Raw genomic sequence first — 11,982 nt, 5'->3', positions numbered from 1 at the left:
GTGTTCACCGTCACCGGCTCGTTCGACGACGGTGCGACCTACACCGTGCAGATCACCGGGCGGGCCGACCGCCCGGTGATCGGGTCGTACCGGGCCGCGGCCCTGGTGGAGCTCCACCAGGGCGAGTCCATCGCGCTCTCGCCGACCGGCCCCATGACGGCCGTCGCGGGAGACGACGACGCGTCCGTCCTCGCAGTGCTCCGTGAGTACACCAACGTCGTCGAGGAGGGCGGGGCCGTGCCGAGGCAGGCGCGCGTGCCCGGGGGCTGATCCGGCGGACTTGCCCAATTGGGCAAGAATGATCTTGGTCGGGTGGGGGTGCGACCGTGGCGGCGACACAAGCCGCCCCGCGTGCGCATCCTCCGCCCGTGACCAGATACGGATTCGCCATCAAGGCTCTCCCCCAGGGCGGCAAGCCTTTCGGGGAGGAAGACGACGAGAACGAGGAGACCGAGGGCACCGAGGAGGCTCCGCTCGGCGAGGCCGGCCCCGGCGTCTCCGACACCGAGCCCGCCGAGGACCTCGAGGACCTCGAGGACGAACTGCCCGAGGACCCGACGGCGGCCCCGGCCGCGGCCGAGGAGGATCCCGCCATGCTTACGGAGGACCCCGCGGCGCCCCCGGACCCCAACGCCCCACCAGAAGGCGAAGGTGGCGGGGGAGAAGCCGCCCCGGGGCAACCCGAGGACGACTCCCGCCCCTGGGCCGGGGACGAGTACAACGAGGGCGACGAGACCGACCCCGACGGCCCCGACGCCTGGTGCGCCTACGCGGGAAGCGGCGGCGAACAGGCTTGGCTCGACAAGGCCCCGGACGGCACACTGACCGGATGGGTCCGGGACAGCGACGGCCAGGTGTGGCGCTACACCGACCCAGACGCGTGGTCGACCGACGTCGACGGCGCCCAGATGACGCAGACGCACCACAACGGCGAGGACCGCGCGAGTGCGGCAGGAGAAGCGGCGCCCACCAGCCCGCCCCCGGCCGGCGACCGCGGCGTCCAAGACTCGATGTTCGCGGGCCAGTAAGGAGAGCCGACAGTGACCGTCCAGCTCGACCGTACGACTTACCAGGACCGCCTCAACGAGGGCAAGGCCGCGTACGCCAAGGGAGACCCCTCCGACGCCTGCCCGTACAGCATGTACGGCAGCGTCGAGGAGCGGTTCGGATACCGCTACTGGAGCAAGGGCTGGTCCATGGCTCGCTCCGAGGCTGAGGCGCAGCCCCAACAGCTCGCAGAGGCCAGCACAGGACAGTAGCTCTACGCGAACGGCACGGTGCCCGGCGGCCCACTGTCCACCGCCGGAGGTTCCCCGCCGTGCCGACCGCTGCTCCACCGTCCAGAACCGCCGTACCCAGCACCTTCCAGCGAGGCACCAGCCGGGCTATCTACGCCGTCACCGGCGTGGTCGACGAGGTCGCGGACCTCATCGTTCCCGGCGCCTTCGCCCGCACCCTGGCCGCACGCCCCGTCAAGACTGTTTGGCACCACGGGTGGAAAGACCCTGTCGGCGTCGTCGTCAAGTGCGAGGAGTGGATGCCCGGCGACCCCAGGTTCCGGGACGTCCCCGACTGGCCCGCTGAAGCTGGCGCCCTCGTCGCGACCGTGATTTACAACCTGCGCACCCAACAGGGCCGTGACGCCTACGAGCAGGTTAAACAGTGGCACGAGCACAAGCAGGCCGCGTTCTCCATCGGCTACCGCGTCCCTGACACCGGCGCGAGCAAGCGCGGCGACGGCGTCCGCATCATCCACGATTTGGACCTTTTCGAGGTCTCGCCCGTCCTGCACGGCGCGCACCCGCTGACGCGGAGCCTCGAGGTGAAGTCCGCTGCCGGTACTGGTGAGCACGGCGGGCTCGAGTACAAGACCACGCCCTCCCACGTCGAGATCGACGTCGTCACCGCGCCGAAGGGCGACGCCATCAAGGTGGCGGGGCTGGCGGTGAAGGCCGCCGACACCGGCCGGCTGCTGATGATCCAGCGCGCCCTCGACGACGACGATCCCGCGGCGGGCACCTGGGAAATCCCCGGCGGACACATCGAGGACGGCGAGGATCCCCTCGCGGCCGCCCTGCGTGAGTGGGCCGAGGAGACCGGCTCGACCCTGCCGGGCACGGCCAGCGTCGTCGGCTCCTGGACGGCGCCGAACGGCATCTACCGCGGCTACGTGGCCGTGGTCCCGACCGAGGACTCCGTGCCGATCAACGCGCCCCACGACGAGCGCCGCGTCGCCAATCCGGACGACCTCAAGGGCGACGCGACCGAGGTCACCGCCTGGTGGCCGATCACGGCCCTGCCCGACATGACGCTGCTGCGGCCGGAGTGCCGAGAGACGCCGTGGGCTCTCCTCGCCGGCGCCGCCCTCCCGCACGCCGCGGCGCCGAAGGCCACGCCCCAGGCCAAGGAGTTCGCCGAGGGGGTCATGGCCCGCTACCAGGCCCTCGGAAGCGACGAGAAGAAGTCTGCGCACGCCGCGGTGAAGTCCGCCCGCGCTCTGCCACGCATCGAGCACAAGTCCGCCCGCTCCATGGTTGCCGAGGCCAAGAGCATCCCCGCCCCGCTGGAGGCCTCCGTGATGTCGTCCACTCCGTTGCCCGAGTCGCAGGAACAGTTCCGCGCCCGTCTCGCCGACGCTGTCCGTGAACTCCTCGACCAGGATGGCGGCACCTGGACGTGCATCGAAGGGACCTACCCGGACCGCGTCATCGTGTCCATGCACAGCGAGGACGAGCGGCGCAGCAGCCACTACGCGATTCCGTACACGGTCACGGCCGGAGAGATCACGCTCGACAAGCCGCAGCTCGTAGAGCTCGCCACCATCGTCGTCCCCGAAGGGACCACTGCGGCCCGCACCGCCACCGAGGACGAGGACGTCGACGCCCGCGTCGTACAGCCCACGGTCGGCGCGCTCTCCGACGCCACTGCCCGCGTCAGCAGCAGCACCGCGGGGCCCGAGCAGCTCGAGGACGTCCGCGACAAGGTGCGCGACCTGATCGCCGCACTGTCCGCGAAGGGACTCGACATCGACGACGAGGAGCCCGCGGCCGCGGCCCAGCCGGCGCCCGACGCCCGCCCCGGCCTGGACCTGTGGGACGACGACACCTTCGACGACGACACCGAGCCCGAGGGCAGCGACACCGACGAGGACGAAGAGGACGACGAACCGCCCGCGGTGCCGGAGGAGACCGTCCGCCTGGACCCCGACGAAGTGAAGGCCGCACTCGCCCTGATGCGGAGCTGAGTTACACGCTGCACCCGCATGCTCGCCGCGACCACCTCGCAGCCACCGACAACAAAACAGCAGGTCAAACCCCATGTGCTGCCCGCTCTTGACGTCCTGAGCGGGCAGCACGCGACGTTAATGCCCCTCTCCCTCTTCCATTCCGCCTCGCGTTGAGGCGTCCCGGTGCTGGCCGGGCGAGCGACGCACGTCAACCGCACCCAGCACAGGGAGAGCACCCCAAATGCCCACCGCACGTATCGAGGAACTGCAGAAGGCGCTCCAGCTCAAGTCCGCCGAGGCCGAGCGCATCAGCCAGACCTTCAAGGTCGAGGACGGCGGCCAGTTCGTCGTCTCCACCGACCAGGCCAAGGCCTTCCGCAAGGTCTCCGGCGAGGCGCAGGAGATCAAGGCCCTCATCGACGCCGAGCAGAACCTCACCGAGATCAAGCAGTACCTCGAGGCCCCGGAGTCCGCTCCGGCCGCGGCCACCCACTACGGCCACCGCCCCATGGGCGTCGAGGAGAAGTCCCTCGGCGACCTGTTCGTCGAGTCCGGTTCCTTCCAGACCGCGACCGCTCAGCACTTCCGTGACAAGCCGTACATCCGCGCCGACATCGAGGGGAAGTCCATCTTCTCCCTGTCCGCGGGCACGGTGACCCACCAGACCCTCGGCTCCGCCCAGAACCTGGGCATCGCGGAGCGCCCGTTCCGGAAGTTCCACATCCGCGACCTGTTCCCCAAGAGCACGACCAAGAACGCCGTCCTCTACGGCGCGCGTGAGACCGGCTGGACGAACTCCGCCCGCCAGGTCAAGGAGCGGTACGCCGCGGACGGCGTCAGCCCGGCTACCGGCGCGGACACCGACACCTGGGGCCGGGCCCCGCGGTCCAAGCTCACGCTGACCCCGGTGATGTACCCGGTCGCCGAAGTGGCGCACCTGCTCGACGCGCACAAGAACATTCTCAGCGACGAACCCAGGCTCAAGACCTTCATCAACACCCGCATGGTGGAGGGCGTCAAGTACGCGGAGGACTGGGACCTCCTGCACTCCGTGGGCGACGGCCAGTCCCTCACCGGCATCTACAACACGCCGGGCGTCCAGCAGTACCAGGGGCTCGCGACCGACCAGTACAGCGTCCAGATCCGGCGCAGCATCACGAAGGCCCTGCTCGCCGAGTACGACCCGACCGGCATCGTCCTGTCGCCCACGATGTGGGAGCACGTCGAGGTCGAGGAGGACAAGAACGGCGCCTTCCGCGTCGCCATCGCCGTCGCCATCGGCGCCGAGAAGAAGGTGTGGCGCCTCAACGTCGTCGAGACGACCGCGATGGCCGACACCGACTTCCTCATCGGTGCGTTCGGTCTCGGCGCGCAGCTCCACGACCGAGAGAACGTGTCCGTCACCGTCTCTTCGGAGAACGCGGAGAACTACGAGAAGGGCCTGATCACCTTCCGTGCCGACGAGCGCCTGGCGCTCGAGGTCCCGCGGCCGGAGTCCTTCGTCATCGGCTCCTGGACCCAGCCGACCGGCTGATCCGTGCCGGCGTGAGGGGGTGCACCCGGGTCACGGGTGCGCCCCCTCCCACGTACCACCATCAAGACCACGGAGGACGCTGGTGATCGAGAAACAACCCATAGGCCTCGCCCAGGAGCTGGACGCGCTCACAGGCGCCCCCGCCGCCCACCGAGGCCCCCGCTGCAGCATCGGTGCCCTCCTGGAAGCCGCGGATGCAGACGTGGCCGCATCGCTGCGTGCGGTGCTGGACACGACCAACGTCTCCGCCACAGCCATCGCTGAGACGCTCAGCCGCTACGGCGACCCGGTGACGGCCTACACCGTCAACCGGCACAGGCGCCGCGGGAAGCCGAACGGATGCCGGTGCGAGTGATGACCCTGAACCACGAGCTGCAGGCGCTTCTCGAGCCTGCCTCCCACGGGCAGAGCCAAGCCCCGCAGGTGGAGCGCGCCTACCCGGCCGCGCCTCGCGGCTGGGAGTCCGGAGTGCGTTACGAGGGCGGCACGATGATTGTCACCGCACCGCCCGCCGACAAGCCGCCCGCCGGAGAGGCCGACTGGCGCGAGCGCGTCGAAACGATGGGCCTCGCCATCCCCGAGAACTTCCGGGTCCGCCTCGTCGAGGCCAAGCACGACCCGGCCGCATGGCACCGCGACAACCAGGGCGACGACGCCGTCACCCGTGCCGTGTGGCGCTGCCGGTACGTCATCGAGCCAGCCGCCCCCGCGTGGCACTCCGCCGGCGACATCGACGCGCTCGTCCGCGACGCGATGCGCCGCCGCCGAAAGCCCCGCGCGGCCGTCGACACCGCGGAGCGCGCCCTAGTCGTGGTCTACGCCGACGCCCAGGCCGGGAAGGTAGGCCGCGACGGTGGCACCCCGGAGCTCATCGCCCGGGTCGCCGACCGGTTCGACCGGCTCGACGACCACATCCGCGACCTCAAGGCCGTCGGGCGCCCTCCGTCCATCGCCTACTGGGCCGACGCCGGAGACTGTGTCGAGGGCTTCGAGAACACGACGCAGCAGGCGTTCACCAACGACCTGACCCTGACCGAGATGGTCCGCGTCCACCGACGCATCACCTTCGAGGGCCTGGACCGCCTCGCCGGGAGGTTCGGCCGCGTCGTCGCCGCGACCTGCGGCAGCAACCACGGCCGCGTGCGCCGCGGGAAGGACGCCGTCGGGCCGCCCGTCGACGACTGGGGCATCGAGGTCATGTCCCAGATCGCCGACGCCTACGCCCGCAACGAGGACGCGTACGGGCATGTCTCGTTCGTCATGCCGGAACGGTGGCGGGACACCGTGTCGCTCGACGTCGCCGGGCACATCGTCGGTCTGTCCCATGGCCACCAGTACCCGCGCCCGGACAAAGCCGGCGACTGGTGGCGTGGGCAGACGTTCGGCCGCCAACCCGTCGCGGACGCAGACATCCTGATCACAGGGCACTACCACCACTTCCGCGCGCAGCAGATGGGCAACGGCAGGTTGTGGATCCAGGCCCCGACCCTGGACAACGGCAGCGACTGGTACGCCGTCCGTTCCGGCGAGGTATCGACGTCAGGCCTGTTGGTGTTCAGCGTCGGCCCGGACGGCTGGGACGACCTGCGAATCCTCTGAGCGCGACGCAAGCCGCCCGGGACACTCACGGTCCCGGGCATGACATCAACCAGACGGTGGCTGCTGACCACCTACAAGGGAACCGGCTACGCCGACACCTACAAGTGGACCCTGCCCGCGTGGGCGGGGACCCTTCCGGACGGCCGTAACTACAACACCTGTCCGGGCGCATCGGTCTGTGCTCCCCTGTGTTACGCCCGCACGGGCACCTACCAGTTCCGCACCGTCAAGGCCGCCCACGAGGCGAACCTGATGATGGTCCTGGACGATCTGCCCGGCTGGGAAGCGACGATGACCGTCGAACTGCAGCACAAGCGGTATCGGGGCGGGAAGTACGTCCGCTGTCATGACGCCGGCGACTTTTTCAGCCCGGAGTACATCCAGGCGTGGCTTCGAATCATGAGGTCGGCGCCCGACATCACGTTCTACGCGTACACCAAGAGCGTTTCCCTCTTCCGCGAGCACGTCGAACCGGACGCCCCGGCCAACTTCAAGTGGGTGTACTCCCTCGGCGGCCGCGAGGACCACCTCATCGACCTCGAGACCGAGCGGCACGTCGACGTCTTCCCCGACGAGGAATCCGTCGAGCAGGCCGGCTACACCTCCCGCGGTGACCTGGGAGACCTGATCTCGATCTTGGGGCCGCAGCGCGTGGGACTGCCCGCCAACAACATCAAGCACCTCCAGACCAAGCAGGGCGGCAAGCGGTTCAGCGAGCTGCAGCGCGAGCGGAACGCGCGGCGTCAAGGACCCGGCAAGCAGTTCCGGAGTGGACGGCCGTAGCCACGAGGGGCACATCAAGATCGTTCTTGCCCAATTGGGCAAACGTCACCCGGCACCGGATCCGTGCCGGACGACATCAAGATCATTCTTGCCCAATTGGGCAAGTGCCCCTCTTCCCCCGGCAGCGCGCGACCCAAGCCGGCCCCGTACTCCATCCTTCGCCGGCCACCCGACCCAGAAGGGACCAACCCCCATGCTGCACAAGGAAGACGGGACGCTGATCAAGAAGTCGGCGTTCCCCGCGTCCGCCGTCCCGGACGTCCCCATGCGGATCACCGAGGACGTGTACGAGTCGAAGCCCTACGGGCCCGGCGACGGGCGCGCCGAAGGCTCCCGGTTCCACCTGCTCTACCAGGCCGGAGCCATCGTTCCCCAGTCCGAGATCGACCGTCTTTACGCCCCTGCGGCGACCGTCGCGACCGTCAGCCCGGCCACCGGTCCGGCCGCGGGCGGGACCACCGTCACCATCAAGGGCACCCGCCTCGCCGGAGTCACCGCGGTCAACTTCGGCGCCACCGCGGGCACCGAGCTCAAGCGCATCTCCGACACGGAGCTGCGCGTGAAGACGCCCGCGGGATCGACAGGCGCCGCCAACGTCGTCGTCGTGGCCGACTCCGGCAGCGTCACGAAGACCGGCGGGTTCACCTACGCCTGATCCCCGACCCGGGGCGGCTCCTCCGCACCAACCAGGGGCCGCCCCGGGTCACCGCGTCCGCTCGAGGCAGGGCGCGACACAAGCAGCGTCCGGTGTGCAGGGTGCGCGCCGTCCGGACAACCACCCCGAGAGGGAGCCACCCATGGCAGGCACCACCCGTACCCGTAAGACCGCTGCCGCGAAGCCCGCGGAAGCCTCCGACTCCACCACCGCGGCGGCGGACGAGTCCGCGCCCGCTGGAGACGACAACACCGAGGCGGCCTTCGAGGAGACGGCCCCCATCGTCGAGGAGCCGGCCGCACCCGCGGACAACGCCGCAAAGGCACCCGAGGCCGCCCCGCTCGAGCCCCCGGCCGTTCAGGAACCCCCGGAGGCCCCCGCAGCGCCCGTGTACGCCACCCCGACCGAGGTCATCCCCGACGAGGAGAACCTCGCCGAGGTCATCGTCGACGACGCGACCAAGGAACCGCCGACCGACGTCGACTCCGTGTTCGTCCCCCTCACCCCGTACGGCTCCACCCTCGTGTGCACCGTCCGCCTGGTCGAGAAGACGTTCCTCGGGCCGCACCGCAACCCAGTCCACCGACTCCTGCAGCCCGCGGGCGCACACGTCTCCGAGGGCGTCGCTGCGCGCATCAGGGAGCGCCTCCAGGACCAGGCCGCACGTCTCGCCAACCAGGCCGAGAAGTAAGGAGCTTGGGGTGCTCGACTACAAGCCCATGTACGGCGGGGCGCACTACGACCCCGAACCGGCCGGAGGGCAAGTCACCAGCGTGTCCCTCTACGACGGCCCGGACCGCACCACCTTCGTGGCGGGCGCCGGACCGGCCAACCGGCTGCGCGCCGGCGTCTACCGGTTCACGCTGCCGGACGTGCCTCCCGGCCGCTACTGGGCCACCGTCGCCTTCACCCCGAGCGATGGAGCCCAGCCCGTCAAAGACGAGTCCGTACGCCTGGACTTGCCCCTCGGGCTGGGCCTCGTCACCTCCCCCGAAGCAGTCGCCAAAGAACTCGGCGTCCCGCTCCCGCTCACCGCGGAGCAGCGCGACGACCTGCTCACCGCCATCCGCAAGGCACAGTCCGACGTCGTCGGCTACCTGGGCCAGCCCGTCATCCCCCAGCTCGTCACCCGCACCGCACTGACACCGCACTGGGGCCGGGACGAGCAGCTCGAGGACGCCGACTCGTGGCCCTTCGAGGCCGACGACCTGGTCCAAGTCTCCGCCTACCGCCTCCGCGGAGATGGCACCTACGACGTCGACTTCCTCGTCGGATTCGACGGTGCAGCCAACGACCCCGTCGTCCGGTACGTGACCACACACGCCGCGGAGTCCGAGCGGCTCCGCCCCGGCGGCGTCGGCTCCCAGGGCCGCCGCGTGTCCTCCGTCAGCGCGGAGGGACAGTCGATCTCCTACGAGTCCGCACCGGCCACCGGCCAGGCCGGCGCCCTGCCCGAACTCAGCAGCCTCTCCCGGTGGAAGCGACGCCTGTTCCAGCCCCTCAACCGGCCCACCCGCCCGCCGTGGCCGTACTCCTCCACCCGCGGCCGCCGCTGACAAGGGAGCGACTGACCATGGCCGTAGTGCTGCCGAACGCCTCGCTCACGGTGTACGCGCTCGCCCACCCCTGGGCGCGCGACGCCAACGGCGTGCCCGTGCCGCCGGACCCCAGCCAGAAGCCGGCCCCGCGCGGCACCTGGCCCGGGTCGGTCATCGAGCAGGAAGACGGCTCCTGGTCCGTACGCCTCGACCCCCGGGCGTGGCCGGTCAAGGAGGGCGACACCATCTCCGACGAGACCGGCCGGTCCTGGACGCTGTCGAGCACACGCAACCACGCCGTGCCCGGCTGCCCGGATGTCGACTACGTCCAGGCAGCGGCCACCCTCAACCCGCCCGAGGTCGCGTGATGGCCAGCGCGAAGTTCACGCCCGCGCAGGGCCTCGAGGCCCAGCTCGCCCGCATGCTCGCCCCCGCGGTGCAGCGCATCGCCCACCAGGTCGAGATCGAGGCGAAGCGCCTGGCCCCGCCCACCAAGCGGTGGGTGACCATGGGAGACGACAAGGTCCGCCCCACCCACGTCTCCGCCAACGGGCAGGAAGTCCCCGGGAACCTGCGCTTCGCGATCGACTCCATGCGCTGGGACATGGAGCACCGCGGCGTCGGCCCCACGACGTACATGCTCGAGCCGCTCGACGAGAGCTCCCGGGCCGTCGCCAACCTCAAGAACTGCCGCTGCAGCGCGCACAAGGACCCCGAGGGCATCGCCCGGCACATCAACACCGGTCAGCCGGTCGTCGCCGGGAAGCGGGTCACGGTCACCGTGTCCGTCCAGGCCCCCATGGTTGTCGAGGCCGAGGTGGGAACCGTCTACCCGGGCAACCTTCGCGCCGACGGCACCTTCTTCATGTCCCGCGCGGCTGCGGCCGTCGCCGCCCGCCGCTGACGACGCGACACAAGCGGTGCGCGCCCGCACAGTGCGCGCCATGGCTACGAACCCCACCACCAAGAAGCCCGCCGCGGACACCGCGGCGGAGGAATCCATCGAGGCCGTCACCGAGACCGCCCCGGCCCGCCCCGCCCGCAAGCCGGCCCCCGACCCGGACGTCGTCGGCCCAGCCCTGCCGCTCGGCGTCGAGCCGGTCGCGGTCACGCTGGCGCACCACCACACCATCGACGGCGCCGACTACCCGCCCGGCGCCAAGCTCCTCGTCTCCCCGGACTACGCCCACCGGCTGCGCGGCCAGGGCTACGCCACGGCCTGATGAGCGAGCTCACCGTGGCGGACGCGGATCCCGTCTCCGCGCTCCTCGCCTGGCTGCAGGCACACCCGGAGGTCGCCGACGCGCTCGGCGGCCCCGGACGTGTGTCCGGAATTGAAGAGGCGCCCTGGCCCCACCTGCGCATCGACCACGGCCCCGGCGGAGACCTGCGGGACATGAAGTGGGCCATCTCGCCGGAGGTGACGCTCGAGGCGTACGGCGACCCGGGCGGGTGGCCCGGCAAGGCCGAACTGCGGCGGATCCTGCTGCGCTGCGCCAAGGCAGCCCAGGAGCTCGGGGAGGCGCCCCACGTCCCCGGCCGGCCGGTCCTCAGCGGCATCAAACCGTCCGGACTGCTCGTGTGGTCGCCGCTCGTCGACGGGCAACCCAGGTGGATCATGAACCTCTCCGTCACCGTGCATCCGTGACGACGCGACGTTAACCACCCCGGCTCTCCAAGGTGTCCGCGCCCCACCACCGGACACCAAGGAGAAGCCCGCCATGGCTGGCGAGACCACGAACAACAACGAGATTCTCATCCCTCAACTCAGCCGCATGTGGCTGGCTCCCGTCGGGACCGTCGCCCCGGCCGACGCCACCGTGGCCATGCCCGAGGGCTGGTACACGGTCGGCCTGTTCACCGAGGACTCCCTCAAGTTCAACTCTGAGCCGAACTTTGAGCAGGTCCGCAGTGCGCAGTCGTCCTACCCCACCCGCACGTTCCAGACGACCGACGCGGCAACCGTCGAGGTGGACCTGCAGCAGTGGTCTGTCCGTAACTTCAAGGCGGTGTACGGCGGCGGCAGCATCACGGCCGTCACGCCGGCCGCGGGAGGCGGGAAGCACTACCGGTTCGCCCCGCCGCGGATCGGCGGTCGCACCGAGATCGCCGGGTGCATCGAGGTCATCGACGGTGGCAAGCACTACCGCTACGTCATCCCTCGCACGATGCAGATGGAGGGCGTTTCCAAGGAGCTCGCCAAGACCAAGGAGAGCGTCCTGCCGCTGCGTCTGGCCGTCCAGGGCGGCGACGACACGGATGCCTGGTACGTGCTGACCGACGACCCGGCGTTCCAGCCCCCGGCGCCGACGATCGCCACCATCACGCCGTCGGGTGGCCCGATCGCGGGCGGCACCGCCGTCACGATCACCGGCACGGACCTCGGCAGCGTGACCGCGGTCAAGTTCGGCACCACGGTCGGCACCGGTCTGATCCTCAAGAACGATACCGAGCTGTCCGTGATCTCCCCGGCCGGGACCTCCGGCGCGAAGGACGTCGTCGTCGTGTCCGCAGGCGGAGACGTCACCAAGACCGGCGGCTTCACCTACGCGTGACCCAGCCCCGCGGCCCCCCCCCAAAGCCCAGACCGCCGGGGCGGCCCCACCCCCCCCCACAAAACCCCCCGCGCGGCCCCAGTCCGCCCCCG

Annotated in this window: 16 protein-coding genes; all 16 read left to right on the top strand. The window is 70.6% G+C overall.

The window, feature by feature from the left end; translation table 11 throughout:
- The 16 genes from ACFWBB_RS26480 (at position 1) to ACFWBB_RS26405 (ending at position 11,890) form a co-directional block, all read left to right on the top strand.
- Positions 1 to 270, top strand: coding sequence for a hypothetical protein (locus ACFWBB_RS26480; RefSeq protein ID WP_385277282.1), 270 nt, complete (start codon positions 1 to 3; stop codon positions 268 to 270).
- Positions 271 to 368: 98 nt separating this feature from the next.
- Positions 369 to 1,028 (top strand): hypothetical protein, encoded by a 660-nt coding sequence (locus tag ACFWBB_RS26475; protein ID WP_385277280.1) that lies wholly within the window; start codon positions 369 to 371, stop codon positions 1,026 to 1,028.
- A gap of 12 nt (positions 1,029 to 1,040) precedes the next feature.
- Complete coding sequence (locus ACFWBB_RS26470) at positions 1,041 to 1,259, top strand: hypothetical protein (protein WP_385277278.1); 219 nt, start codon at positions 1,041 to 1,043, stop codon at positions 1,257 to 1,259.
- Positions 1,260 to 1,318: 59 nt separating this feature from the next.
- Positions 1,319 to 3,244 carry an NUDIX domain-containing protein gene (locus ACFWBB_RS26465; RefSeq protein WP_385277276.1) on the top strand — a complete coding sequence of 642 codons (1,926 nt, stop codon included), beginning with the start codon at positions 1,319 to 1,321 and terminating at the stop codon, positions 3,242 to 3,244.
- A gap of 223 nt (positions 3,245 to 3,467) precedes the next feature.
- Entirely contained in the window at positions 3,468 to 4,760 is a 1,293-nt protein-coding gene (locus ACFWBB_RS26460) for a phage major capsid protein (RefSeq protein WP_385277274.1), read from the top strand.
- Between the two features lie 82 nt (positions 4,761 to 4,842).
- On the top strand, positions 4,843 to 5,115 hold the full coding sequence (locus tag ACFWBB_RS26455; protein ID WP_385277272.1) for a hypothetical protein: 273 nt from the start codon (positions 4,843 to 4,845) through the stop codon (positions 5,113 to 5,115).
- Positions 5,115 to 6,359, top strand: a complete 1,245-nt coding sequence (locus ACFWBB_RS26450) for a hypothetical protein (protein ID WP_385277270.1) — start codon at positions 5,115 to 5,117, stop codon at positions 6,357 to 6,359. The genes ACFWBB_RS26455 and ACFWBB_RS26450 overlap by 1 nt, the downstream gene beginning before the upstream one ends.
- Positions 6,360 to 6,398: 39 nt before the next feature.
- Complete coding sequence (locus ACFWBB_RS26445; protein ID WP_385277268.1) at positions 6,399 to 7,142, top strand: hypothetical protein; 744 nt, start codon at positions 6,399 to 6,401, stop codon at positions 7,140 to 7,142.
- A 193-nt stretch (positions 7,143 to 7,335) separates the two neighbouring features.
- The gene (locus ACFWBB_RS26440; protein WP_385277266.1) at positions 7,336 to 7,797 is read left to right on the top strand and encodes an IPT/TIG domain-containing protein; all 462 of its coding nucleotides are present in this window, start codon (positions 7,336 to 7,338) and stop codon (positions 7,795 to 7,797) included.
- Between the two features lie 142 nt (positions 7,798 to 7,939).
- Positions 7,940 to 8,488, top strand: a complete 549-nt coding sequence (locus tag ACFWBB_RS26435; protein WP_385277264.1) for a hypothetical protein — start codon at positions 7,940 to 7,942, stop codon at positions 8,486 to 8,488.
- Between the two features lie 10 nt (positions 8,489 to 8,498).
- Positions 8,499 to 9,353: a hypothetical protein gene (locus ACFWBB_RS26430; protein ID WP_385277262.1), complete on the top strand. Its 855-nt coding sequence runs from the start codon at positions 8,499 to 8,501 to the stop codon at positions 9,351 to 9,353.
- A gap of 17 nt (positions 9,354 to 9,370) precedes the next feature.
- Positions 9,371 to 9,703, top strand: a complete 333-nt coding sequence (locus ACFWBB_RS26425; protein WP_385277260.1) for a hypothetical protein — start codon at positions 9,371 to 9,373, stop codon at positions 9,701 to 9,703.
- Positions 9,703 to 10,239 (top strand): hypothetical protein, encoded by a 537-nt coding sequence (locus ACFWBB_RS26420; RefSeq protein WP_385277258.1) that lies wholly within the window; start codon positions 9,703 to 9,705, stop codon positions 10,237 to 10,239. The genes ACFWBB_RS26425 and ACFWBB_RS26420 overlap by 1 nt, the downstream gene beginning before the upstream one ends.
- A gap of 40 nt (positions 10,240 to 10,279) precedes the next feature.
- The gene (locus ACFWBB_RS26415) at positions 10,280 to 10,558 is read left to right on the top strand and encodes a hypothetical protein (protein WP_385277256.1); all 279 of its coding nucleotides are present in this window, start codon (positions 10,280 to 10,282) and stop codon (positions 10,556 to 10,558) included.
- Positions 10,558 to 10,983 (top strand): hypothetical protein, encoded by a 426-nt coding sequence (locus tag ACFWBB_RS26410; RefSeq protein WP_385277254.1) that lies wholly within the window; start codon positions 10,558 to 10,560, stop codon positions 10,981 to 10,983. The genes ACFWBB_RS26415 and ACFWBB_RS26410 overlap by 1 nt, the downstream gene beginning before the upstream one ends.
- A 73-nt stretch (positions 10,984 to 11,056) precedes the next feature.
- On the top strand, positions 11,057 to 11,890 hold the full coding sequence (locus ACFWBB_RS26405) for an IPT/TIG domain-containing protein (RefSeq protein WP_385277252.1): 834 nt from the start codon (positions 11,057 to 11,059) through the stop codon (positions 11,888 to 11,890).
- The last annotated feature ends 92 nt before the right edge of the window (positions 11,891 to 11,982 follow it).

Origin of the sequence: Streptomyces sp. NPDC060000, from assembly GCF_042737375.1 — a bacterium.
GTDB lineage: Bacteria > Actinomycetota > Actinomycetes > Streptomycetales > Streptomycetaceae > Streptomyces.
This window is presented reverse-complemented; position numbering and strand designations above follow the sequence as displayed.